The 23,098-nt window shown below is 60.3% G+C and carries 21 protein-coding genes; 13 read left to right on the top strand and 8 right to left on the bottom strand.

All coding sequences use genetic code 11. The annotated features are described in order from the left end of the window. Window positions 1-93: 93 nt before the first annotated feature. The 8 genes from BMY73_RS11575 to gcvH all read left to right on the top strand — a co-directional run bounded on the left by BMY73_RS11575 (window position 94) and on the right by gcvH (window position 9,193). On the top strand, window positions 94-645 hold the full coding sequence (locus BMY73_RS11575) for a YecA/YgfB family protein (protein WP_062379585.1): 552 nt from the start codon (window positions 94-96) through the stop codon (window positions 643-645). A gap of 81 nt (window positions 646-726) precedes the next feature. After that, entirely contained in the window at window positions 727-2,061 is a 1,335-nt protein-coding gene (gene pepP / locus BMY73_RS11570) for a Xaa-Pro aminopeptidase (protein ID WP_062379583.1), read from the top strand. Beyond that, complete coding sequence (gene ubiH, locus BMY73_RS11565) at window positions 2,058-3,245, top strand: 2-octaprenyl-6-methoxyphenyl hydroxylase (protein WP_062379581.1); 1,188 nt, start codon at window positions 2,058-2,060, stop codon at window positions 3,243-3,245. Before pepP ends, ubiH begins: the two co-directional genes overlap by 4 nt. Window positions 3,246-3,294: 49 nt before the next feature. Continuing rightward, on the top strand, window positions 3,295-4,515 hold the full coding sequence (locus BMY73_RS11560; RefSeq protein WP_092407188.1) for a 2-octaprenyl-3-methyl-6-methoxy-1,4-benzoquinol hydroxylase: 1,221 nt from the start codon (window positions 3,295-3,297) through the stop codon (window positions 4,513-4,515). A 234-nt stretch (window positions 4,516-4,749) separates the two neighbouring features. After that, window positions 4,750-5,751 carry an extracellular solute-binding protein gene (locus BMY73_RS11555; protein WP_092407186.1) on the top strand — a complete coding sequence of 334 codons (1,002 nt, stop codon included), beginning with the start codon at window positions 4,750-4,752 and terminating at the stop codon, window positions 5,749-5,751. Between the two features lie 151 nt (window positions 5,752-5,902). Next, on the top strand, window positions 5,903-7,519 hold the full coding sequence (locus BMY73_RS11550) for an ABC transporter permease (RefSeq protein ID WP_092407184.1): 1,617 nt from the start codon (window positions 5,903-5,905) through the stop codon (window positions 7,517-7,519). Window positions 7,520-7,674: 155 nt separating this feature from the next. Next, entirely contained in the window at window positions 7,675-8,757 is a 1,083-nt protein-coding gene (gene gcvT, locus BMY73_RS11545; RefSeq protein ID WP_092407182.1) for a glycine cleavage system aminomethyltransferase GcvT, read from the top strand. 52 nt (window positions 8,758-8,809) lie between these two features. Then, window positions 8,810-9,193, top strand: coding sequence for a glycine cleavage system protein GcvH (gcvH, locus tag BMY73_RS11540; protein ID WP_062379571.1), 384 nt, complete (start codon window positions 8,810-8,812; stop codon window positions 9,191-9,193). A gap of 140 nt (window positions 9,194-9,333) precedes the next feature. Here gcvH and BMY73_RS11535 read toward each other — a convergent pair whose 3' ends face one another. The 4 genes from BMY73_RS11535 to BMY73_RS11520 all read right to left on the bottom strand — a co-directional run bounded on the left by BMY73_RS11535 (window position 9,334) and on the right by BMY73_RS11520 (window position 12,145). Next, on the bottom strand, window positions 9,334-9,651 hold the full coding sequence (locus tag BMY73_RS11535; RefSeq protein WP_062379569.1) for a DUF2388 domain-containing protein: 318 nt from the start codon (window positions 9,649-9,651) through the stop codon (window positions 9,334-9,336). A 125-nt stretch (window positions 9,652-9,776) separates the two neighbouring features. Further along, a complete protein-coding gene (locus tag BMY73_RS11530) occupies window positions 9,777-10,223 on the bottom strand; it encodes an NfeD family protein (protein ID WP_062379568.1) in 447 nt (148 codons plus the stop codon). 3 nt (window positions 10,224-10,226) lie between these two features. Then, on the bottom strand, window positions 10,227-11,180 hold the full coding sequence (locus BMY73_RS11525; protein ID WP_062379566.1) for an SPFH domain-containing protein: 954 nt from the start codon (window positions 11,178-11,180) through the stop codon (window positions 10,227-10,229). An 83-nt stretch (window positions 11,181-11,263) separates the two neighbouring features. Beyond that, on the bottom strand, window positions 11,264-12,145 hold the full coding sequence (locus tag BMY73_RS11520; RefSeq protein WP_062379564.1) for a LysR substrate-binding domain-containing protein: 882 nt from the start codon (window positions 12,143-12,145) through the stop codon (window positions 11,264-11,266). Between the two features lie 163 nt (window positions 12,146-12,308). Between BMY73_RS11520 and BMY73_RS11515 the strand changes: the two genes are divergently transcribed. Beyond that, the gene (locus BMY73_RS11515; RefSeq protein ID WP_062379562.1) at window positions 12,309-13,079 is read left to right on the top strand and encodes a glucose 1-dehydrogenase; all 771 of its coding nucleotides are present in this window, start codon (window positions 12,309-12,311) and stop codon (window positions 13,077-13,079) included. A 14-nt stretch (window positions 13,080-13,093) separates the two neighbouring features. Beyond that, window positions 13,094-14,143 carry an L-idonate 5-dehydrogenase gene (locus BMY73_RS11510; protein WP_062379561.1) on the top strand — a complete coding sequence of 350 codons (1,050 nt, stop codon included), beginning with the start codon at window positions 13,094-13,096 and terminating at the stop codon, window positions 14,141-14,143. A gap of 117 nt (window positions 14,144-14,260) precedes the next feature. On the opposite strand, the gene BMY73_RS11505 is transcribed toward BMY73_RS11510, so the two are convergent. Continuing rightward, window positions 14,261-16,045 (bottom strand): type IV pilus assembly ATPase TfpB, encoded by a 1,785-nt coding sequence (locus BMY73_RS11505; RefSeq protein WP_092407180.1) that lies wholly within the window; start codon window positions 16,043-16,045, stop codon window positions 14,261-14,263. 111 nt (window positions 16,046-16,156) lie between these two features. Continuing rightward, window positions 16,157-16,504, bottom strand: coding sequence for a hypothetical protein (locus BMY73_RS11500; protein WP_062379557.1), 348 nt, complete (start codon window positions 16,502-16,504; stop codon window positions 16,157-16,159). Window positions 16,505-16,666: 162 nt separating this feature from the next. Here BMY73_RS11500 and BMY73_RS11495 point away from each other — a divergent pair, with 162 nt between their 5' ends. Continuing rightward, on the top strand, window positions 16,667-17,137 hold the full coding sequence (locus BMY73_RS11495; RefSeq protein WP_092407178.1) for an Lrp/AsnC family transcriptional regulator: 471 nt from the start codon (window positions 16,667-16,669) through the stop codon (window positions 17,135-17,137). A 154-nt stretch (window positions 17,138-17,291) separates the two neighbouring features. Here the strand turns inward: BMY73_RS11495 and BMY73_RS11490 are convergent, their stop codons facing one another. Further along, window positions 17,292-18,659, bottom strand: a complete 1,368-nt coding sequence (locus BMY73_RS11490) for a CYTH domain-containing protein (RefSeq protein WP_092407176.1) — start codon at window positions 18,657-18,659, stop codon at window positions 17,292-17,294. Window positions 18,660-18,825: 166 nt separating this feature from the next. Between BMY73_RS11490 and argE the strand changes: the two genes are divergently transcribed. Both argE and argA read left to right on the top strand, forming a co-directional pair. Continuing rightward, a complete protein-coding gene (gene argE, locus BMY73_RS11485) occupies window positions 18,826-19,974 on the top strand; it encodes an acetylornithine deacetylase (RefSeq protein ID WP_092407174.1) in 1,149 nt (382 codons plus the stop codon). A gap of 114 nt (window positions 19,975-20,088) precedes the next feature. Then, window positions 20,089-21,387, top strand: a complete 1,299-nt coding sequence (gene argA / locus BMY73_RS11480; RefSeq protein WP_062379549.1) for an amino-acid N-acetyltransferase — start codon at window positions 20,089-20,091, stop codon at window positions 21,385-21,387. Between the two features lie 104 nt (window positions 21,388-21,491). Here the strand turns inward: argA and gshA are convergent, their stop codons facing one another. After that, window positions 21,492-23,078, bottom strand: a complete 1,587-nt coding sequence (gene gshA, locus BMY73_RS11475) for a glutamate--cysteine ligase (protein WP_062379547.1) — start codon at window positions 23,076-23,078, stop codon at window positions 21,492-21,494. Window positions 23,079-23,098: the final 20 nt, after the last annotated feature.

The raw sequence follows: 23,098 nt of genomic DNA, 5'->3' as shown, positions 1-23,098 counted from the left end.
CTTGAATATCGCCTGATAGCTTGGGCGCGTCTGCCGGTGCTAGGATACAAGGCCTTCATTCTAGACATTGCGCCGCTTGGCGCCTAGTTGCCCATGCCTAATCAGAATTCCCCGTATAACGCATTCGCCGCCCTGCTCAGCAGCAGTGGCCACCCGGTTTCTCCTGCAGAACTGCACGGGCTGTTGCTCGGCCGCAGTTGCGCAGGCGCAGGTTTTGACGCCGTTGACTGGATTGACGATGCGAAGATGTTGCTGGAAACCGATCCTGAAGCCAACGTGCGCCAAGCGCTGATCGGTTTGCAGGAAATGGTGAAAAATGAACTGACCGGCGACGACATGACGGTCGTGCTGCTGTTGCCCGGTGACGACGAGTCGCTGACTGCCCGGACCACGGCGATGGGCCAGTGGTGTCAGGGTTTCCTCAACGGCTTCGCCCGTGTGGGCGGTCAGTCGTTGAGTGAGGACGCCAGGGACGTGTTGCAGGATCTGGCGGCCATCGCGCAGATTCAGGACACGCTGGAAGAGTCCGAAGACGGTGAGAGCGACTACATGGAAGTCATGGAATACCTGCGCGTCGCGCCGCTGCTCCTGTTCACCGAGTTCAACAGCAAAGCGGAACCTGAAGCGAAACCTTCTTTGCATTGATTGCTCATTGTCGCCGACCCGGTCGTTGTCGCCCGCGCGCGTCAATGATCGGTGCGCTCATCCGGAGGACCGCAGTTGCCCATGATCCATATCCCGAAAGCCGAATACGCCCGTCGCCGCAAGGCCTTGATGGAGCAGATGGAGCCTAACAGCATCGCCATACTGCCCGCGGCGGCTGTGGCCATTCGAAATCGTGATGTCGAGCATGTGTACCGCCAGGACAGTGATTTTCAGTACCTGAGCGGCTTCCCGGAACCTGAGGCCGTCATCGTTCTGATCCCGGGCCGTGAATACGGCGAGTACGTATTGTTCTGCCGCGAGCGCAATCCTGAGCGTGAACTGTGGGATGGGCTGCGTGCCGGCCAGGACGGCGCGATCAGCGATTTCGGCGCCGACGATGCCTTCCCCATTACCGACATCGACGACATTTTGCCCGGCCTCATTGAGGGCCGGGATCGTGTGTATTCGTCGATGGGCAGCAATCCCGAATTCGACCGTCATGTGATGGAGTGGATCAACGTCATCCGCTCCAAGGCACACCTGGGCGCTCAGCCGCCGAAAGAATTTGTTGCGCTGGATCACCTGCTGCATGACATGCGTCTGTATAAATCAGCCGCCGAAGTGAAAGTCATGCGTGAGGCGGCGCAGATTTCAGCGCGTGCCCATGTTCGTGCGATGCAGGCCAGTCGTGCCGGCCTGTATGAGTTCAGTCTGGAGGCCGAACTGGATTATGAGTTTCGTAAGGGCGGCGCGAAGATGCCCGCCTATGGCTCAATCGTCGCCTCGGGTCGCAATGCCTGCATCCTGCACTATCAGGAGAACGACGCTGTGCTCAGGGACGGGGATCTGGTGCTGATTGATGCCGGTTGTGAAATTGACTGTTATGCCAGCGACATCACCCGCACCTTTCCGGTCAGCGGCACCTTTTCCGCCGAGCAGAAAGCGATCTACGAACTGGTGCTCAAATCCCAGGAAGCGGCTTTCGCTGTCATCAAGCCAGGCAATCACTGGAACCAGGCGCATGAGGCGACGGTGCGCGTGATCACGACCGGATTGGTGGAGCTGGGCCTGTTGCAGGGCGAGGTCGATGAACTGATCGCCGCTGAAGCGTACAAACCTTTTTATATGCACCGCGCCGGTCACTGGCTGGGGATGGATGTGCATGACGTCGGTGAGTACAAGGTGGGTGGCGAATGGCGCGTGCTGGAGGTCGGTATGGCGCTGACGGTCGAACCCGGTATTTATATTTCGCCGGACAATCAGAACGTCGCGAAGAAATGGCGCGGGATTGGCGTACGAATCGAGGACGATGTCGTGGTAACCAAAAAAGGCTGTGAAATCCTGACCGGCGGCGTGCCTAAATCCGTCGCGGAAATCGAGGCCTTGATGGCCGCAGCGCGAGCAGAAGCGGCATGAGCCGTTTCCATCTGGCCATTGTCGGTGGCGGTCTGGTGGGCGCGAGTCTGGCGCTGGCGTTGCAGGCCGGCGCCAAAGCGCGCGGCTGGAAGATCGTCCTGATCGAGCCTTTTGCACCGGGCGACACGTATCAGCCGAGCTACGACGCGCGTTCTTCAGCGCTGTCCTTCGGCGCGCGGCAAATCTATGAGCGTTTGGGGTTGTGGCAGCAGATCGGTCGCCGTGCCGAACCTATTCTGCAGATTCAGGTGTCCGACAAAGGCCGCTTTGGCGCGGCGCGTCTGTCCTCGATGGAGGAAGGGGTGCCCGCGCTGGGTTATGTCGTCGAGAACGCCTGGCTTGGCCAATGCCTGTGGCAAGGGCTGGATAAAGAAGTGATCAGCTGGCGCGTGCCGGCCGAAGTCAAACACCTGCAGGCGTTGGCCGACGGTTATCGACTGACCTTGAACGATGAAACGCAAGTCGACTGCGATCTGGCGGTACTCGCCGATGGCGGTCGCTCCAGCCTGCGCGAGCAGTTGGGTATTGGCGTGCGTACGACGCCCTACGATCAAAGCGCGCTGATTGCCAATATCACACCCGGTGAGGCCCATTGTGGTCAGGCGTTCGAGCGGTTTACCGAAGAAGGCCCAATGGCGCTGCTGCCGCTGCCGGACAATCGCTGTGCGCTGGTGTGGACGCGCAAGCCCGATGAGATAAAACGCCTGATGGCGCTGGACGACCGCAGTTTCCTGACCGAGCTGCAAGGTGTATTCGGTTATCGCCTCGGCGCGTTGAAGCAGGTGGGTGTGCGTCATACCTATCCGCTGTCGCTCGTCGAAGCCGAGGAGCAAGTGCGCGCTCATCTGGTCGTGTTGGGCAACGCGGCACACAGCCTGCACCCGATCGCCGGGCAGGGCTTCAACCTGTCTCTGCGCGATGCGGCGTCACTGGCCGAAGCGTTGCTCGCCAGCGATGCCATGCCGGGGGATCTGGCGACGCTGCAAGCGTATCGGGATCGGCAGCGCCTTGATCAGAAACTCACGGTCGGCTTCTCCGATCAGGTCACCCGCCTGTTTGGCAGCCAGCAACCTGTGATCACCACCGGCCGCACCATCGGCTTACTCGGCCTGGACCTGTTGCCCTCGGCCAAAAGCTGGTTCGCCCGTCAGGCCATGGGGCTTGGAACACGGGCCGATGTCTAACCCCTCTTTTCATTCGTGGCTGCTGCCACACGCGAGAACGATTTAAAGCATGGAAACGCGCGCAGATCTGCTGATTGTCGGGGCCGGAATGGTGGGCAGCGCGCTGGCGCTGGCGTTGCAAAACAGCGGGCTGAATATTCTGGTGGTGGACGGCAGCCCAATGAGCGTCAAGCCGTTCGACCACACCGCACCGTTTGAGCCACGGGTCAGCGCACTGTCTGCGGCCAGTCAGCGTGTCCTTGAACGCTTGAATGTCTGGGACGGAATCGTTTCCCGCCGTGTCAGCCCATATAGCGAGATGCATGTGTGGGACGGGAGTGGGACCGGCAAGGTGCATTTCTCGGCGTCGAGCGTGCACGCCCTGGTGCTCGGCCATATCGTTGAAAATCGCGTGGTTCAGGATGCGCTGATCGAGCGGTTGCATGACGGTGACATCGGCCTTCTGGCCAACGCACGTCTGGAGCAGATGCGTCGTTCCGGTGATGACTGGCTGCTGACGCTGTCCGACGGTCGTACCCTGCGCGCTCCACTGGTGGTGGCCGCCGACGGTGCCAATTCCACGGTGCGGCGCATGACCGGTACTGCGACGCGTGAATGGGACTACATGCATCACGCCATCGTCACCAGCGTGCGCACGGCAGAATCCCACCGCAAGACGGCGTGGCAGCGCTTCACAGATGACGGCCCATTGGCCTTCCTGCCGCTTGAACGTGAAGGTGAACACTGGTGTTCGATCGTCTGGTCCGTCACGCCGGCGGAATCCGAACGCTTGATGAAGCTGGAAGACGAGACGTTTTGTCGCGAGCTGGAAAAGGCGTTCGAAGGCTGTCTTGGCCAGGTGATTTCTGCTGATCCGCGATTGTGCGTGCCCCTGCGTCAGCGTCATGCCAAGCGTTACGTGGCGGAAGGTCTGGCGCTCATTGGCGATGCCGCGCATACCATTCACCCGTTGGCCGGGCAGGGCGTGAATCTGGGTTTCCTCGATGCGGCCGTGCTGGCCGAGGTGCTGCACAGTGCCGTCGAGCGCGGCGAGCGTCTGGCCGATCCCAAAGTGCTGAGCCGCTACGAGCGCCGGCGCATGCCGCATAACCTTGCGCTGATGGCGGCGATGGAAGGTTTCGAGCGGTTGTTCCAGGCTGACCCGCTGCCGGTGCGCTGGTTGCGAAATACCGGCCTGAAAATTGTCGATCAGTCCGCCGAAGCCAAGGCGATGTTTGTGCGCCAGGCGCTGGGACTGACCGGGGATTTGCCGGAGTTGGCCCGGATTTGACTTTGCCGAAGTGTCTGCTGGGGAAACCGCATCCATTGTAGGAGCGCGCTTGCCCGCGAAGACTGAGTTTCTGCCGCCAAAGGTGTGAGGGGTGTACCGACGCCTTCGCGGGCAAGCGCGCTCCTACAGAAGAACGCGGGAGGATGCTCTCGCAACATCTCGTAACGGCTCAGCTCAGACTTCGTTGATGCGATTCACTATCATTTCGCCTCATTTTTCAAGCGAGATCTCAGCATGCAGGCGAGCAAGCGTTTTCTGGCTGCCCTGTCACTGGCCGTCATTGGCAGTACTGCCCAGGCGGCTGATGAAGTGGTGGTGTATTCCTCCCGGATCGACGAATTGATCAAACCGGTTTTCGATGCTTACACCGCCAAGACCGGTGTAAAGGTGAAGTTCATCACCGACAAGGAGGCGCCGTTGATGCAGCGCATCAAGGCTGAAGGGCAAAACGCGACGGCCGACCTGCTGCTGACGGTGGACGCCGGTAACCTCTGGCAAGCGGAGCAGATGGGTATCCTGCAACCGTTCACGTCCCCGGTGATCGACGCGAATATCCCGCCGCAATACCGATCCTCTGCTCACGCCTGGACCGGCCTTAGCCTGCGCGCCCGGACCATTGCGTACTCGACCGACCGGGTTAAACCCGAGGAGCTGACCACTTACGAGGCTTTGGCAGACAAGCAGTGGGAAGGGCGTCTGTGTCTGCGTACTGCGAAGAAGGTCTACAACCAGTCGCTGACCGCCACGCTGATCGAAACCCATGGACCAGAGGCGTCGGAAAAGATCCTCAAAGGTTGGGTCAACAACCTCTCCACTGATGTCTTCTCCGACGATATTGCGGTACTGGAGGCCATCAATGCCGGGCAGTGCGATGTCGGTATCGTCAACACGTATTACTACGGCCGGTTGCACCAGCAAAACCCGGATCTGGCCGTGCGCCTTTTTTGGCCGAACCAGTCGGACCGGGGCGTTCACGTCAATTTGTCCGGTATCGGTTTGACCCGGTACGCACCCCACCCCGAGGCGGCCAAAGCGCTGGTCGAGTGGATGACCGGGCCGGAGGCGCAGACGATTTTTTCCGGCACCAATCAGGAGTTTCCGGCCAACCCGAAGGTTGCACCTTCGGCAGAAGTTGCGAGCTGGGGCGCCTTCAAGGCGGACACCATTCCCGTTGAGGTGGCCGGACGACGTCAGGCCGAAGCGATTCGCATGATGGATCGCGCTGGCTGGAATTGATTAACAGCGTCTCTCAGCTGTAGGAGTGAGCTTGCTCGCGATGGGGGCTGTCAGCGAAGAAGATGTCGTCTGACACATCGTAATCGTCGGTATGCCGCCCAGAGCAAGCTCACTCCTACAGATTTGCACTCACGTGACACCGAGAATCCCCGTGGCCCATCCCGCCCAGCGTCGCTGGTATCCCCTGGTTTTCACCATTGCCGCGCTGGTGTTGCTGCCGCTGAGCGTGCTGCTGTTCTCCTGGCAGACCATCGACCATGAGATCTGGTCCCATTTATGGGAAACCCAGATGCTCCGGCTGCTCGGCAACACGCTCACGCTGGTGGTGGGCGTCGGGCTGGGCGTGACACTGTTGGGCGTTAGCCTTGCCTGGCTCACCGCGCTTTGCGAGTTTCCCGGTCGACGCTGGCTGGACTGGGCGCTTATGTTGCCATTTGCCATTCCGGCTTACGTTCTCGCATTCGTCTTCGTCGGCCTGCTCGATTTTGCAGGCCCCGTCCAGACACTGATGCGTGACTGGTTCGGTACGGGCGTTCGCTTGCCGCGAGTCCGCTCCACGGGTGGTGTAATCGTCGTCCTCGTGTTGGTGTTTTACCCGTACGTCTACCTGTTGGCCCGCACGGCGTTTCTTGCGCAGGGTAAGGGCCTTATGGAGGCGGCGCGGATTCTTGGGCAATCGCCCTGGCAGGCGTTCTGGCGCGTGGCGTTGCCGATGGCAAGGCCCGCCATCGGCGCTGGTGTTGCGTTGGCGTTGATGGAGACGCTGGCCGATTTCGGGGCGGTGTCGGTGTTCAACTTCGACACCTTCACCACGGCGATCTACAAGACCTGGTATGGGTTTTTCAGCCTGTCGAGCGCGGCACAGCTGGCCAGCCTGCTGCTGTTGGTGGTGATGCTGCTGCTTTACGGCGAGCGCCGCGCACGAGGCGCCAGCCGGGCGAGTAACGAGCGGCCTCGTGTAAAAGCCTTGTATCACTTGCGTGGCGTCACGGCTGCTGCGGCAAGCGCCTGGTGTGGGTTGGTCTTTGCCTGCGCGTTCGTGGTACCGCTGATGCAACTGATCGTCTGGGTCTGGCAGCGGGGTCGCTTCGATCTGGACGAACGCTACACCGGCCTGATCCTGCACACCCTTTACCTCGGCGGGATCGCCGCGCTGGTCACCGTGGGCGTGGCGATGATCCTCGTGTTCGCGCGTCGTTTGGCGCCGACCCGTGCGATCAGTGCAGGCGTGAGTGTGGCGAACATCGGTTACGCGTTGCCGGGTTCGGTGCTCGCGGTATCGATCATGCTTGCGTTCAGTTACCTGGACCGTGAGCTGGTCGTGCCATTGTCCAGTTGGCTCGGCGGTGCGGGAAAGCCATTGCTCCTCGGGAGTCTGGCGGCGCTGGTGATGGCGTATCTGGTGCGCTTCATTGCGGTGGCTTACGGTCCTTTGGAGAACAGCCTGTCTCGAATTCGCCCGTCGTTGCCCGAGGCGGCGCGCAGCCTCGGGGTCGGGGGGCCGCGTTTGTTTTTCAAGATTTATCTGCCCCTGCTCATTCCGGGTACGTTGAGCGCGGCCTTGCTGGTGTTCGTCGATGTGCTCAAGGAAATGCCCGCCACCTTGCTGATGCGCCCGTTTGGCTGGGACACGCTGGCGGTACGCATCTTCGAAATGACCAGTGAAGGCGAGTGGGCGCGTGCTGCTCTCCCTGCACTGACATTGGTGATGGTCGGTTTACTACCGGTGATTGGCTTGATCAGACGTTCGGCCAGACCGATCGGCTAGGTGCGGGGTCACAACCTTGCGGCTACAATGCGCCGCAATCGACACGGTCTGTCAGACAATTCCGCAAACCAGCAAAGGTTCCAGACCCCGAGTCATGGGGGATTTGCCGTTATTGTCAGCGACCGTGTCTTCGCCAAGCCCGGAAGGAGACACCCATGGGACAGCGTACGCCCCTCTTTGACCTGCACCTCGCGCTTGGCGCGAAGCTGGTCGATTTTGGTGGTTGGGATATGCCGTTGCACTACGGTTCACAAGTCGAAGAACACCACCAGGTGCGCCGCGACTGTGGGATTTTCGATGTGTCGCACATGCACGTCCTCGATGTTTCAGGCAGTCAGGCCAAACCCTGGCTGCAACACCTGCTGGCCAACGACGTCGGCCGACTGCAGCGCACCGGGCAAGCGCTCTATAGCGCAATGCTCGACACTCATGGCGGGATTGTCGACGACATGATCGTCTACCTGACTGACCAGGGTTACCGATTGGTGGTCAACGCGGCCACCGGCGCCAAGGATCTGGCCTGGATGAATGACCATCTTGCCGGTTTCGACGTGCACGTGACTCACCGCTCCGAGTTGGCCATGCTGGCCATTCAGGGGCCGCGCGCGCGGCAGAAGATCGCCGAACTGGTGACCCAGGCCCGCACTGAACTTATCCATACCCTGCGACCGTTCGAAGGTCAGCAGGAGGGCGACTGGTTCATTGCCCGCACAGGCTACACCGGCGAGGATGGGCTGGAGATCATATTGCCGGCCGATCAAGCCTGCAGCTTCTTCAACGACATGGTCGGTGCCGGCATTTCGCCGATCGGACTGGGGGCGCGCGATACGTTGCGTCTGGAAGCCGGCATGAACCTGTACGGTCAGGAAATCGACGAGCAGGTGTCGCCTTTGGTCTCCAACATGGGCTGGACGGTGGCCTGGAAGCCAGAAGGCCGGGATTTTATCGGCCGTGCTGCTCTGGAGGCCGAACGCACCGGGGGTATCGCCTCCAAGCTTGTCGGGCTGGTGCTCGAAGAACGAGGCGTTCTGCGGGCGCATCAGGTCGTCCGGATAGCGGAAGTTGGCGAAGGGGAGATCACCAGTGGTAGTTTCTCTCCTACGCTAAGCAAGTCGATCGCCTTGGCACGTGTTCCGATGGCGACTGCTGACCGTGCCGAGGTGGAAATTCGCGGCAAGTGGTACCCCGTTCGCGTGGTCCAGCCGGCATTTGTGCGCCACGGAAAGGCCCTGATTTAACAACTTCCTGGCGGGTTTCTCCGCTGACCTGATGATGTAGAGAGGATAAAAAATGAGCACTATTCCCGCCGAACTGCGTTTCGCCGAAAGCCATGAATGGGCGAAGCAAGAGGCTGATCTGATCGTTGTCGGCATCTCCGATCATGCGCAAGAAGCGCTGGGCGATGTGGTGTTCGTCGAACTGCCGGAAGTCGGCAAGGTGTTCGCCGCTGGCGATGCAGCCGGTGTCGTGGAATCTGTAAAGGCCGCTTCCGACATTTACTCGCCGGTGGCGGGTGAAGTGGTCGAAGTCAACGAAGCCTTGGGTGACGCACCGGAAGAGCTGAACAACAAGCCTTACGAGTCGTGGATTTTCAAGGTCAAACCAAGCAACGCCGACGCCGATCTGGCCAAGCTGCTGGATGCGGACGGCTACAAGGCCGCAATCGGCGAGTAATCCGCTGACTCCAGACTGGAGCGTGGCTTGTCCCTAGGTTGCATTCGGACGAGGACGTTGCGAAACGGTTGTAAGGATTACGGCTTTCCCGAGACAAAAATGCCGCTCCTGGGAGCGGCATTTTTGGTCGTGCATCGGTATTACTCTTCGGCGACGAGGTTCTTCGCCAGGATCGCGTTGGCTAGGTCCATGTCCGAGGCCTTCAGGCCCGGATTGTCCTTGCGAACCTGATCCATGGCTGCCTCCAGGTAAGGGCCGCGGATGGCGCCGTTACTGGCGACGAAGCTACCGGCGTCATCTTGGGCCGCCACAATCAGCTTGTGGTGGCGGAAGGTCAGGTAGGTCGAGCCTGTGGTTGCGCCGGACGAGATGACGTCGCGCAAGAAGCCGTCAGCCATTGCTGAACCGACCGGCAGGGAAAGCAAAGCTAACGTGGCTACAGCAATTTTGAGACGCATGGCGGGCACTCCGACTTTGGTTGTTCTGAAATGATTTGATACGCCCGCCGCCGATCTAGTTCCATGGGGCGGTGAAAACCGGCCAGCTCCCATCGGGTCAGAACATTCATCGTGACGAGAGCGGATCACACCCCCACGACTTTCAGGATCGCGCCGTCCTGTTCGATGACTCTCACCTCATTGCCCGCCGGTGTATCCGGGCCGACCACCATCCAGACCCCATCTCCAACCTTGATCTTGCCGCGTCCTCCCACAATCGCATCGTGCACCACAAAGGTTTTGCCGATCAGCTCTGAACCCCGCATGTTCAGGCCCGGCTGATCAGACTTGCGCAACACGCTGCGCTGGCGTCGCCACCAGTAGAGCGCGGTCAGCACCGACAGCACTGCGAACAGCAGAAACTGCACCTCCCAGCTCATCGTCGGAATCACATACGTGAGGATGCCGACCCCGGCCGCGGCCACGCCGATCCACAGCAGATACCCGCCCGCACCGAACACCTCCAGAATCAGCAGCACGGTGCCAAGTCCGAGCCAGTCCCAGAACGACAGGTTTTGCAGGTAGTCCCACATGGCTCAGACTCGCCTGCCGGCATCGGGCCGGTTCTTGTCGGGAGCCCCTTTGTCGAACGTGGCTTTGACGATCTCGCCGATGCCGCCGATGGCACCGATCATCTGGCTCGCTTCCAGTGGCATGAGGATCACCTTGCTGTTGTTGGCCGACGACAATTTGCCCAGCGCGTCGATGTACTTTTGCGCCACGAAATAATTGATGGCCTGTACGTCACCCGCGGCGATTGCCTCGGACACCACTTGCGTGGCGCGTGCTTCCGCTTCGGCCTGGCGTTCGCGGGCTTCGGCCTCCAGAAACGCAGCCTGACGCTCACCTTCGGCTTCCAGAATCTGGGCCTGCTTCTTGCCTTCGGCGGTCAGAATGGCCGACGCGCGTGAGCCTTCGGCTTCAAGGATCTGTGCGCGTTTGATCCGCTCGGCTTTCATTTGCCCTGACATCGCTGCCATCAAGTCGGCCGGTGGGCTGATGTCCTTGATTTCGATCCGGGTGATCTTGATGCCCCATGGCGCGGTCGCTTCATCGATGATGCGCAACAGACGCTCGTTGATGCCGTCACGCTGGCTGAGCATGGCGTCCAGCTCCATGGAGCCGAGCACGGTGCGGATATTGGTCTGCAGCAGATTACGAATGGCGTGCTGCAGGTTATTGACCTCGTACGCGGCCTGCGCGCAGTTCACGACCTGGTAGAAGCACACGGCGTCGATCTGCACGGTGGCGTTATCCGACGTGATGACTTCCTGCGGCGGTATGTCCAGGACGGTTTCCATCATGTTGATCTTGTGCCCGATGCGATCCATCACCGGCACGATGATGTTCAGGCCTGGCTTGAGGGTGTTGGTGTAGCGCCCGAAACGCTCGACGGTCCACTGATAACCCTGTGGCACAACTTTGAACCCCATGAACACGATGGCGATGGCCAGCGCGACGAAGAGTAAAACCACACTACCGATTTGCATAACGTATCCCTGTTGGCTGCTGATGAATGAACGATCCGGCAGAGAGTACGGTGATCGGAATCCGCTCTGCGACTTTTTCTGTATCAATTGAAGAATAGCTCGCGCATCAGATTGAAGACCGTGGTCTTTACGGCGGTGTCCAGCGAGGTCCAGGCCAGACCCGTGACGGCGCGGAAATCACCGAGGTTCAGCGGGCGTGATACCACGTTCGGCGGCAGCGCGCGTCCCGCATGCTGAGGCAGGAGGCCGATCCCCAGACCCGCCGACACCAACGCAAGCATCGTCGTGAACTCGCCCAGCTCGTCGGCGATGTCCAGTCTGCCACCGTGTTCGGACACCGCGCGAAGCAGCGCGTCATGAAAGCCTGCGGCGTAACGCCGGGCGAGGACCAGCACAGGCTGTTCGGCTAATTGCACGACCTCAATGCTTGAATGGGCGGCGAGCGGGTGATCCGCCGGCAGCGCGACGATGATCGACTCGTGCAACACGATCTGCGTTTGCACGCCAGCGTGCGGAGCGGGCAGGCGCATCAGGCCGAAGTCGAGCTGATCGCTCTTGAGTGCCTGCACTTGATCGGGTCCAGGCATGTCCTTGAGTTCCAGCTTGATGCCGGGGTAGCGCCGATGGGCGTGTCGAATCAGCGTCGGCAGCAGCTCCGGCAACACCGAGGACACGAAACCGAGACGGATTCGACCGGTTTCTCCGCGGCCCAGTCCACGCGCCACATCGGCCGAGCGTTGCGCCTGGTGCAAGGTGGCACGGGCTTCTTCGAGAAACAGCCGGCCCACGTCCGTGAGCGTCACTGAGTGTCGATTACGATCGAGCAGACGAACGCCCAGCCAGTCCTCAAGTGCCTTGATCTGCATACTCAGCGCCGGTTGCACGATCGCAAGCCGCTGAGCCGCCCGGCCAAAATGCAGCTCCTCGGCCAATGTGGCAAATGCCCGCAGATGTTTGAGTTCCATGGTCGGTTCCGCTGGTTATCAAAAAACATGATCAGCCCATCACCAATCACCATTGGACGGAGGACCCTGCGTGAGCTGAAGTTCTGTCTAAAAGGGATGATGAGCCTTGCGCGCAGTCATCACAACGCATGATCCAATGTCGGCCGAGTGAGGTGAAACGACTATGGCTGTTCTCGAAAGTTTTCGTCTGAACGAAAGAGTCGCGCTGGTAACGGGCTCCAGCGCCGGTATCGGGCTGGCGATCGCACAGGGATTGGCCGAGGCGGGCGCCACGGTTGTCCTTAACGGTAGAAACGCCGACACCCTGAATGCCGCAGCGGCTACGTTGGCTGCGCAAGGACATAACGTCCATACACAATGCTTCGATGTCACCGACAGCGCAGCGGTTGGCGCCGCCGTTCAGGCGATCGAAAGCCGCGTCGGTCCGCTGGACATTCTGGTCAATAACGCCGGTATCCAGCGACGCGGGCCGTTGGCCGATTTCACCGAAGCGAACTGGCACGAGTTGATGCGGACCAATCTGGACAGCGCCTTTTTCGTCGGCCAGGCGGTAGCGCGTTGCATGATTCCTCGCGGACGCGGACGGATCATCAATATCTGTTCGGTGCAAAGCGAGCTGGGTCGACCCGGCATCGCGCCTTACACCGCCAGCAAAGGCGCCTTGAAAATGCTGACCAAAGGCATGGCGATTGATTGGGGGCCGCATGGTCTCAATGTCAACGGTATCGGGCCGGGTTACTTCAAGACCGAGCTGAACGCCGCGCTGGTGGCCAATCCTGAGTTCAGCGACTGGCTGGTGCAGCGTACGCCGAGCCGTCGGTGGGGCGAAGTGTCTGAACTGAAAGGCGCGGCGGTGTTCCTCGCGTCCGACGCCGCCAGCTTCGTCAACGGCCACATCCTTTACGTCGACGGCGCCATCACGGCGTCGTTGTAATCCGGAGAACCTTCATGCAAGCCATTGTCTGCCACGCCCCGAAAGATCTCCGCGTAGAAGCCGAGGAGCACGCCGCGGCGTTGACGTCCGGTCAGCTTCGGGTGCGCGTTGCCCGGGGCGGGATCTGCGGCTCGGATCTGCATTACTACCAGCACGGCGGTTTCGGTGCGGTGCGTCTGAAAGAGCCGATGGTGCTTGGCCATGAGATCTCGGCCGTCATCGAGGAAGTGGGCGATCCGCGAAGCGGGTTTAGCGTCGGGCAGCGCATTTCTGTCTCGCCTTCCCGACCCTGCGGAGGCTGCAAGTTCTGCCACGAGGGCCTGCCCAATCACTGCCTGAACATGCGCTTCTACGGCAGTGCAATGCCGTTTCCCCATATCCAGGGTGCGTTCCGGGAAACGCTGGTGATCGAGAACAGTCAGGCGCATGTGCTGGCGCCGACGACAACGTTGGCTGAAGGTGCTCTGGCCGAGCCATTGTCAGTAGGTTTGCATGCGATTCAGCGCGCGGGCGGCGTGTTCGGCAAGCGTGTTCTGGTGACCGGCTGTGGGCCGATTGGCAATCTGTTGATCGGCAGCCTGAAAGCGGCAGGTGCGTTGCAGATCGTTGCCGCAGACTTGAGCGACAGTGCGCTGGCGTGCGCCCGCCGGATGGGCGCCAGCGAAACCCACAACCTCAAGAACGAACCCGAGGCTTTGGCGCGCTACACCGCGGATAAAGGGCATTTCGACGTCATGTTCGAAGCTTCGGGCAGCGCACAGGCACTGCGCGACGGCCTGACCTGTGTTCGGCCACGTGGCGTGGTGGTGACTGTCGGACTGGGCGGTGATGTGTCGATTCCGCTGAATCTGGTCGTCGGCAAGGAAATCGATCTGCGCGGCACATTCCGCTTTCATCCCGAATTCGCACAAGCGGTGGACCTGCTCAATCGAAAAGTGATCGACGTGACGCCTGTCATCTCGCACACCATTCCGTTCCACGAGGCGGTGCAGGCGTTCGAGTTGGCGGGTGACAAGCAGCAAGCGATGAAAGTCGTGCTGGATTTCGGGGTGAAGGATGTGTGAGTAGCTAACTGTAAAGGCGCGCTTGTCGCGATAGATGTATCAGGCGACACAATTGTGTCGGATGTACCGGCATTTCGCGGGCAAGCACGCTCCTACAGGCGTTCAGGGCAGCCAGCGCTAGCGCTGTTCGCTCTGCGGCGTGACGCGCAGCACTTCTTCGACGGTGGTCAGCCCGGCCGCGACTTTCTGGGCGCCGGACAGCCGCAAACTGCGCATTCCGTCCTTGAAGCCTTGTCGACGCAACGCGGTGAGGTCCAGGTCCGCGGTGATCAGCGATTTCACCGCATCGGACATCAGCATGATTTCGTACACCCCGGCGCGTCCGCGATAACCGGTGTCGCGGCACTCCGCGCACCCGACGGCGCGATGGGCGCCGGTCGGCACAGCGGCCTGCCATGGCCGTGTCAGGGTCTGCCAATCCACCTCATCGATCTCCACTGGCGCCTTGCAGTGCGGGCAGAGTGTCCGCACCAGCCGCTGCGCCATGACGCCAAGAATCGTCGCCTTGAGCAGGTAGTGCGGCACGCCGAGCTCCAGCAAGCGACTGATTGCACTCGGCGCGTCGTTGGTGTGCAGCGTTGACAGCACCAGGTGACCGGTCAGCGCTGCCTGGATTGCCATTTCAGCCGTTTCCAGGTCGCGAATCTCGCCGATCATGATGATGTCCGGGTCTTGCCGCATCAGCGCTCGCACGCCGCTGGCGAAGGTGAGGTCAATGTTGTGCTGCACCTGCATCTGGTTGAAGGACGGCTCGACCATCTCGATCGGGTCCTCGATGGTGCAGAGGTTCACTTCCGAGGTCGCCAGCTTCTTGAGCGTGGTGTACAGCGTGGTGGTTTTGCCGGAACCGGTAGGCCCGGTGACCAGGATGATGCCGTTGGGTTGATGCGTCATGCCTTCCCAGCGGCGCAGATCGTCGCCGGAGAAACCCAACTGGTCGAAGTCCTTGAGCAGCACCTCGGGGTCAAAGATCCGCATCACCATTTTTTCGCCGAACGCCGTCGGCAGCGTCGACAAGCGCAATTCGACTTCGCCGCCCTCCGGGGTTTTGGTCTTGACCCGTCCGTCCTGTGGCTTGCGCTTTTCGGCGACATTCATTCGGCCGAGGCTTTTCAGGCGGCTGGTGACCGCCATCGTCACTTGCGGCGGGAACTGATAAACGGTGTGCAACACCCCGTCGATACGGAAGCGCACGGACCCCGCTTCCCGGCGAGGCTCGATGTGAATGTCGCTGGCGCGCTGCTGGTACGCGTACTGGAACAGCCAGTCGACGATGTTGACGATGTGCGCGTCATTGGCATCCGGTTCCTGATCGCTGGCGCCGAGCTTGAGCAGCTGTTCGAAGTTGCCCATGTTGCTTATTTTCTGATCGGTCGCGCTGGCACCGCTCACCGACTTGGCCAATCGGTAAAACTCCACCGCCAGCTTTTGCACGTCGACCGGGTTGGCGACCACGCGTTTGATCGGCATTTTCAGCACGTGGGTCAAATCGGCTTCCCACGCCTGCACGTAAGGCTGGGCGCTGGCAATGGTCACCGCGTCTCGGTCCACGGAGACCGCCAGAATCTTGTGGCGCTGGGCAAAGGCATAGGACATCAACGGCGTGACGGCCGCCACGTTGATCTTCAACGGGTCGATGCGCATGTACGGCTGACCGGCCTGTTCAGCGAGCCACGCGGTGAGGGTTTCCAGATCAAGCTTTTTGCCGGGGCGTTTAAGGTTGTCAAACTGCTGGGCGGAAATGAACTCTAGCGGGTGAATTTGCAGGTTTTGCGCGGTTCGGCGCAGGGTCAATGCGTATTCGGCATTGTCCTGATCGATGTATCCCTGCGCCACGAGGTCGCGCAGGACTTCATTCAGATCCAGCCAGCGGTCCTGTGATGATGAGGCGAGGACGGACATGCGGGCTCCTTCGGACGAGACGACTTACTTCGTGAGTAAGCAAGAGTAGTCCCAAGCGTGCCAGTTGTTGCGACCTGCAGGTAGTGAAGCGTTGCCAATATTTTCGGCCACTCAACCGACAGCAAGTGAGACGGGCTCGGATAGGACGTGCAAATCGCCGATCGGTTCCAGTTCCACTGAACAAATATTGATCAAATTGCGCATTTTTTCGCCAATCACTTGGGCGCGATGCCAAGTCATGCCGTCCACTTCAGCCTCGATCATTAGCATGCCGTCCTTCTGTAGCACGCTGACCTGCTGAGGAATCAGATATTGCATGGCAAACAGGTTCAACACGCGACAAATCAGATCAGGCTCGGCTTCGGCAAGGATCTGGAAACGCGACCGACAGTGGGCGTTGTTGACAGACCAGGCATCGTGGCGAAGCGGAGCGCAGGGAACTGATTCGAGGTGCGGCATGCTGAACTCTCCTGTTTTCGTCGTCGGTCAACGGGACCGCGATGAGCTGTGTGAGTGTGAGAAAGTTTTACATGCTGAAAGAGAAACTTCTGGTCTAAAATCGTCCTTTTCGCGCCTGTTTAGACTTGTTAATGTGAGCTTTTGAGGTTGGATAAATAGATTATGCAAATCGAGCTCGACGCCTACGACCGCAAAATACTGACGCTTCTTCAGGAAGACGCCTCACTGTCGAGCGCGCAGATCGCTGAAGAGGTCGGCCTGTCCCAATCGCCGTGCTGGCGCAGGATCCAGCGATTGAAGGACGAAGGCGTGATTCGGCGGCAGGTGACCTTGCTGGATCGAAAGAAGATCGGGCTGAACACCCAGATCTTTGCCGAGGTGAAGCTCAACGCGCACGGCCGTTCCAACTTCACGGAATTCACCGAAGCCATTCGCGGGTTTCCGGAGGTACTGGAATGTTATGTGCTGATGGGGTCGGTGGACTTTTTGCTGCGCATCGTGACACCCGACATCGAAGCGTATGAGCGGTTTTTCTTCGAGAAGCTCTCGATGGTGCCGGGTATTCAGGAAGTGAACTCGACCGTTGCGCTGTCGGAGATCAAATCGACGACGAGTTTGCCGATCGTGAAGTGATCGTTGCCCGGATCTTTTCCATGAGGCTGAAGCAGGACGTTATCCCATGTAGGAGCGCGCTTGCCCGCGATTGAGGGGTGTCAGCCGCCATCTCTGTGACTGATCCACCGCATTCGCGGGCAAGCGCGCTCCTACAATGTGTGCTGCGTCGAGCTTAAAGCTTCAACAACGTCTTCCACGCCCGGCTTTGCAGCACGGTAATGGTCTGCTGGACACGGGCTTCGAGGATCTCATCGCTGATGTCCAGATGCGCCAGTTGCTCGAGCTTGTTCATCTCGCCGTACAAACGATCCAGCTCCGGCAGTTCCAGCGTGTGACGCGCGTAATGCAGCCAGACCTGAATTCGCTCGATGCGCGGCAGTTGCTCGGCCAGATCTTCTGGCTGTTGCTGGTAGCGCGCAAGGTTAAGCGCGGTTGCCTCGTCACCGAGGAAACGCGGCACCCAACTGCTGAGCATCGCGTTACCCTGACGATTCCCACGGTTGTTGCGCTCGGCGGTCCAGCTGCGCTCCATCAACCAGCGCGACGTGGTGAGCGAGAACAGGCCCCAGCGCGGATCTTCGAGCTCTTCAATGAATTGCTCATGCGCAGCAGCGCGCACGTCAGCATCGTCCTGACCGGCCAGAACCAGCGTGCGCCAGTCTTCCAGCAAGGCGTCCAGCGCGGCGCGCAGATTGTGGGTGGTGGCACGCGGAGCAGCTTGGCCCAGACTGCCGGTCAGTGCCCGCAGCTCGGCGAGCACCTCGACCCATTCCTGCAACAGGCTCCAGTGACCGTTGAAACGGTACTGCTCGGCCAGACGCTGACTGCTGCCCAGCAGGTACCAGGCCAGCGCGCTGTAGGCGTCGTCAACGGAGGTTTCAGCGTGCAACTCCGGCGTCGGCAACTTGACCGAGTAGCTGCCAGCGTCGAACAGGCGATAGCCGCGTTCTGCCTTGCTGATATCACACGGCATCAACGGCAACTTCTCGGCCAGCTCGGCGGCCAGCTCCAACAAGGCAGCCGGTTCACCTTCGCGCAGTTCCAGCTCCAGCTCACAGATTTCTTCCTTCTGCTTGCCGACGATGACATTGCCCAAATCCAGGGCTGCTTCGATCACGACCTTCGACTTGCCGCGACCCCACGCAATCTCGGCCTTTTCACGGACGAAGTCGGTGGTGAACAGCGGCTTGATGGTTTTCTTGTCCAGATTCGCCAGTTGCTCAGGCCAGCATTCGCCGTCGAGCTTCTTCAGGTCCAGCTTGGCTTTGGGCACATCCCAGTTGTATTCGTTACGCTCGGACAGGCCGGCGACGCTCTGGCCGCGAGTCTTGAGGGTCTGGATGATCGCATCCCCATCACGGCGCAGACGCAGCGCGACCTTGGCGTGGGCGAGTTCGCGCTCGGGCGTGTCGAAGTACTGATTGAACAGCTCCAGACGTTGCCAGCCGCCTTTGTTGCGTTTTTTGAGCAACGGGTGCTCGCGCAGGGCAATGAGGGTTTCGCGGCTGACGCGGAGTTTGATTTCGGTTTCTTTCTGCATGGCCGGGAATCCAGGCGCTCTATCGCTGATAAACAGGGGGCGCAGCCGGAATCGACACAGCTGCGTGGGTCGTGCAGTGTACAGGACATCACCCGTGACGGTTTATTCCCGCTGTCCAATCACCCTATGATGACCGTCAAGTCGCACTGCATTTCAGGAGTCGTCCATGCCGTTGCCGTCCATGAAAGACCAGTTTGCGGCCCTGATCGCCGCGCCTTCGGTGAGTTGTACTCAGCCCTTGCTGGACCAGTCCAACCGCGCGGTCATCGATCTGCTCGCCGGTTGGCTCGGTGATCTGGGATTTGCCTGCGATATCCAGCACGTCAGCCCCGGCAAATTCAATCTGGTGGCAACTTATGGCACAGGCCCTGGCGGTCTGGTGTTGTCTGGCCATAGTGACACCGTTCCCTACGACGACGCGTTGTGGAAGACCGATCCGCTGAAGCTGACCGAAGTCGACGGTAACTGGGTCGGGCTGGGCAGCTGCGACATGAAAGGTTTTTTCGCGCTGGCCATTGAGGCACTGCAGCCTTTGCTGGACAAGCCGTTCAAGCAGCCGCTGATCATTCTGGCGACCTGCGATGAGGAAAGCTCCATGTCCGGTGCCAAGGCGCTGGCCGCAGCGGGTGCGCCGTTGGGACGCGCGGCAGTGATTGGCGAACCCACGGGCCTCAAGCCCATTCGCCTGCACAAAGGCGTGATGATGGAGCGCATCGAGATTCTGGGTCGAAGCGGCCATTCGTCGGATCCGAGCCTGGGACACAGCGCCCTGGAGGCGATGTACGACGCGATGGGTGCGCTCAAGGGGCTGCGTCAGCAATGGCAGGAGAAATACCGGAATCCGCAATTCAGCGTCCCGGCGCCGACCATGAACTTCGGTTGCATTCACGGGGGCGATAACCCCAACCGGATCTGCGGGCAGTGTTCGCTGGAATTTGACCTGCGTCCGCTGCCAGGCATGGACCCGGAAATGCTCCGTGCAGCGATCCGGCAGAAGCTGCAACCGCTGGCCGAACTGCACCAGGTGAAGATCGATTACGCGCCACTGTTCTCGGAAGTCGCGCCATTCGAGCAGAGTGCCGATGCGGAACTGGTTCGCGTTGCTGAACGTCTGACAGGTCATACGGCCGAAGCAGTGGCATTTGGAACCGAAGCACCTTATCTTCAGCGCCTTGGTTGCGAAACGATCGTGTTGGGCCCCGGTGATATCGCCTGTGCTCACCAGCCGGGCGAATATCTCGAAATGTCACGTTTGCAGCCTACCGTGCGTCTATTGCGTTCGTTGATTGAACATTACTGCCTGACTCCTGTGTGAGCAGGTTTCAGCCCAGAGGAGAGTCCGCGTGTTGCGATGCCTGTTCCGACGATAAAGCTCATGCCGTTGTGAGTGCTTTCACCCTTCGTCCATTTTTTACAGGCTCTTTCGGATATGCCCGATTACGTCAATTGGCTCCGCCACGCGTCTCCCTATATCAATGCCCACCGGGATTGCACCTTCATCGTCATGCTTCCGGGCGACGGCGTTGAACACCCGAATTTCGGCAACATCGTTCATGACCTGGTGCTGCTGCACAGCCTCGGCGTTCGCCTGGTGCTGGTCCACGGTTCCCGTCCACAAATCGAAAGTCGCCTCGAAGCGCGCGGCCTGACGCCCCATTTTCATCGCGACATGCGTGTGACCGATGCGGCGACGCTGGAGTGTGTGATCGATGCGGTCGGCGCGCTGCGTATCGCCATCGAGGCACGTCTGTCGATGGACATGGCGGCGTCCCCGATGCAGGGTTCGCGGTTGCGTGTGACCGGCGGCAATTTCGTGACCGCGCGCCCGATTGGCGTGCTGGAGGGCGTGGACTATCAGCACACCGGCGAGGTGCGTCGGATCGACCGTAAAGGTATCAATCGCCTGCTCGACGAGCGCTCCATCGTTCTGCTGTCGCCGCTCGGTTATTCGCCGACAGGGGAAATCTTCAACCTTGCATGCGAAGACGTTGCCACTCGTGCGGCCATCGACCTTGGCGCGGAGAAACTGCTGCTGTTCGGCGCGGAGTCAGGCTTGCTCGACGAACAAGGCCGTCTGGTGCGCGAACTGCGTCCGCAGCAGGTTCCGGCGCACCTTCAGCGTCTGGGCAACAACTATCAGGCTGAACTGCTGGACGCCGCCGCACAGGCCTGCCGTGGCGGCGTGGCGCGCAGTCATATCGTGAGTTATGCCGAAGACGGCGCCTTGCTGTCGGAGCTGTTCACCCGCGCAGGCGGCGGCACGCTGGTCGCCCAGGAACAGTTCGAACTGGTTCGCGAGGCTTCGATTGGTGACGTCGGGGGATTGATCGACCTGATCACGCCGCTGGAAGAGCAAGGCATTCTGGTGCGCCGCTCTCGCGAGGTGCTGGAGCGTGAGATCGAACAGTTCAGCGTGGTCGAGCGTGAGGGGCTGATCATCGCGTGCGCCGCGTTGTATCCGATCGCTGATTCCGAAGCGGGCGAGCTGGCGTGTCTGGCCGTCAACCCGGAATACCGCCACGGTGGACGTGGGGATGAATTGCTTGAACGTATCGAAGAAAGGGCGCGGGCACAGGGTTTGAAAACCTTGTTCGTGCTCACCACCCGCACGGCCCATTGGTTCCGCGAGCGTGGTTTCGAGCCAAGCAGCGTAGACCGCCTGCCGAGCGCCCGGGCCTCGCTGTACAACTATCAGCGCAATTCGAAGATTTTCGAGAAGGCGATTTAACCGACGTGCGTCGGGTGTGAAACGAGGCCTGAGTCCTGATGGGAATGTCTGTGGGAGCGAGCTTGCTCGCGAAGCTCCCTCCCACAGTGTTTATCTCCGTCGCGTCAGTTACTGATCGCCAGAATGCTCGCCTGATACGCACCGACAAACGTGTCGAAATCCACAGGCTCTTCGGTCTGTTCCATTTCGGATTGCTGCGCCAGCGAATCGCGGGCTTTGGTTTCAAAGTCCGCCTGGTCCTCGACGCTCAACGGCCGGCTGCGGAAGTATTCAGCATGTGCGAGCGACTGACGCAGGGAAAACGCAGTGAAGCCTTCTTTATGCTCGGTCATGGCAGCCAGCACTTGCGCCGACGGCGTCAGAGACGAATCCGCGACTTTGGCGCGTTGCACATCCAGTGACTTCACGTGCTCCTCGATGCCTTGGCTCTGGTCCAGCAGTTTGCTGATCGGCTCGATCTGGTCCAGCAACTCGTGGGCCCATTTCTTCAGGTCAACGGTTTCCGTATTCCGGCTCAATTGCAGGCCTGGACGACGGCCTTCTTTCACCACCGTGAGGAAGTTGCTGCTGGCGTTGCTGCATTCGCAATCGGCCAGTTGAGGGCTGTCCTGCAGGGCGCAGAACAGAATGAAAGCGTCGATGAAGCGCGATTGCTGCAGGTCGATACCGACCGGCAGGAACGGGTTGATGTCCAGGCAGCGCACTTCTACGTACTGCACGCCACGGGCCATCAACGCCTGAATCGGGCGCTCGCCGGAATAGGTGACGCGCTTCGGACGAATCGTCGAGTAGTACTCGTTCTCGATCTGCAGCACATTGGTGTTGAGCTGAATCCACTCGCCATCTTTGTGCGTGCCGATTTCGACGTACGGCGCATAAGGCGTTGCCACGGCTTTGCGCAGGCTGTCGGTGTAGGTCAGCAAATCGTTGTAGCACGGCGTCAGATCCGCCTGGGCGTTGCTCTGATAACCCAGATCGCTCATACGCAGGCTGGTGGCGTACGGCAGATACAGCGTGTCGGCGTCGAACTGCTCCAGCCGGTGAGAGCGGCCGCGCAGGAAGCTGGCGTCCAGTGCCGGCGATGCGCCGAACAGGTACATCAGCAGCCAGCTGTAACGACGGAAGTTGCGGATCAGGCCGATGTAGCTTTCGGACTGGAAATCGCGGTCGCTGCCTTCGAAGCCTTCGGTCTGCTTGAGCACCGGCCAGATGGCTTCGGGGAGCGAGAAGTTGTAATGAATTCCGGCAATGCATTGCATTGTCTTGCCGTAGCGCAAGGCGAGGCCCTGGCGATAGACATACTTGAGTTTGCCGATGTTCGAGGTGCCGTAATACGCGATCGGAATGTCTTCTTCGGCCGGCAGCGGGCACGGCATCGAAGGGCTCCAGATGTACTCGCTTCCCAGCTTGCTGTAGGCGAACCGATGGATCTTTTCCAGACTCTCCAGCGTTTCGGCCGGATTGGTCAGCGCTGGCGTGATGAACTCCAGCAGCGACTCGGAGTAGTCGGTGGTGATCTGTTCGTTGGTCAGCGCGGAGCCCAGCGCTTCCGGGTGCGGAGTCTGGGCCAGACGACCCTCGCCAGTAACGCGCAGGCATTCACGCTCGATACCGTGCAGGCACTTCTCCAGAAGGGAGAGGTGAGAGTGCTCGCCAAGCAAAGCCAGGCGGCGGTTGAGAAGTTTGCTCAAGTTGGATTCCTTCACGCGTC

Origin of the sequence: Pseudomonas sp. NFACC02, assembly GCF_900110765.1 — a bacterium.
Classification (GTDB): domain Bacteria; phylum Pseudomonadota; class Gammaproteobacteria; order Pseudomonadales; family Pseudomonadaceae; genus Aquipseudomonas.
The sequence above is the reverse complement of the archived record's forward strand: the minus strand, read 5'-3'. Positions and strand labels throughout refer to the sequence as shown.

Coding starts and splice junctions, on each gene's coding strand:
- BMY73_RS11575 (WP_062379585.1), top strand. CDS start 94: ATGCCTAATCAGAATTCCCCGTATAACGCATTCGCCGCCCTGCTCAGC.
- pepP (WP_062379583.1), top strand. CDS start 727: ATGATCCATATCCCGAAAGCCGAATACGCCCGTCGCCGCAAGGCCTTG.
- ubiH (WP_062379581.1), top strand. CDS start 2,058: ATGAGCCGTTTCCATCTGGCCATTGTCGGTGGCGGTCTGGTGGGCGCG.
- BMY73_RS11560 (WP_092407188.1), top strand. CDS start 3,295: ATGGAAACGCGCGCAGATCTGCTGATTGTCGGGGCCGGAATGGTGGGC.
- BMY73_RS11555 (WP_092407186.1), top strand. CDS start 4,750: ATGCAGGCGAGCAAGCGTTTTCTGGCTGCCCTGTCACTGGCCGTCATT.
- gcvT (WP_092407182.1), top strand. CDS start 7,675: ATGGGACAGCGTACGCCCCTCTTTGACCTGCACCTCGCGCTTGGCGCG.
- gcvH (WP_062379571.1), top strand. CDS start 8,810: ATGAGCACTATTCCCGCCGAACTGCGTTTCGCCGAAAGCCATGAATGG.
- BMY73_RS11535 (WP_062379569.1), bottom strand. CDS start 9,651: ATGCGTCTCAAAATTGCTGTAGCCACGTTAGCTTTGCTTTCCCTGCCG.
- BMY73_RS11530 (WP_062379568.1), bottom strand. CDS start 10,223: ATGTGGGACTACCTGCAAAACCTGTCGTTCTGGGACTGGCTCGGACTT.
- BMY73_RS11525 (WP_062379566.1), bottom strand. CDS start 11,180: ATGCAAATCGGTAGTGTGGTTTTACTCTTCGTCGCGCTGGCCATCGCC.
- BMY73_RS11520 (WP_062379564.1), bottom strand. CDS start 12,145: ATGGAACTCAAACATCTGCGGGCATTTGCCACATTGGCCGAGGAGCTG.
- BMY73_RS11515 (WP_062379562.1), top strand. CDS start 12,309: ATGGCTGTTCTCGAAAGTTTTCGTCTGAACGAAAGAGTCGCGCTGGTA.
- BMY73_RS11510 (WP_062379561.1), top strand. CDS start 13,094: ATGCAAGCCATTGTCTGCCACGCCCCGAAAGATCTCCGCGTAGAAGCC.
- BMY73_RS11505 (WP_092407180.1), bottom strand. CDS start 16,045: ATGTCCGTCCTCGCCTCATCATCACAGGACCGCTGGCTGGATCTGAAT.
- BMY73_RS11500 (WP_062379557.1), bottom strand. CDS start 16,504: ATGCCGCACCTCGAATCAGTTCCCTGCGCTCCGCTTCGCCACGATGCC.
- BMY73_RS11495 (WP_092407178.1), top strand. CDS start 16,667: ATGCAAATCGAGCTCGACGCCTACGACCGCAAAATACTGACGCTTCTT.
- BMY73_RS11490 (WP_092407176.1), bottom strand. CDS start 18,659: ATGCAGAAAGAAACCGAAATCAAACTCCGCGTCAGCCGCGAAACCCTC.
- argE (WP_092407174.1), top strand. CDS start 18,826: ATGCCGTTGCCGTCCATGAAAGACCAGTTTGCGGCCCTGATCGCCGCG.
- argA (WP_062379549.1), top strand. CDS start 20,089: ATGCCCGATTACGTCAATTGGCTCCGCCACGCGTCTCCCTATATCAAT.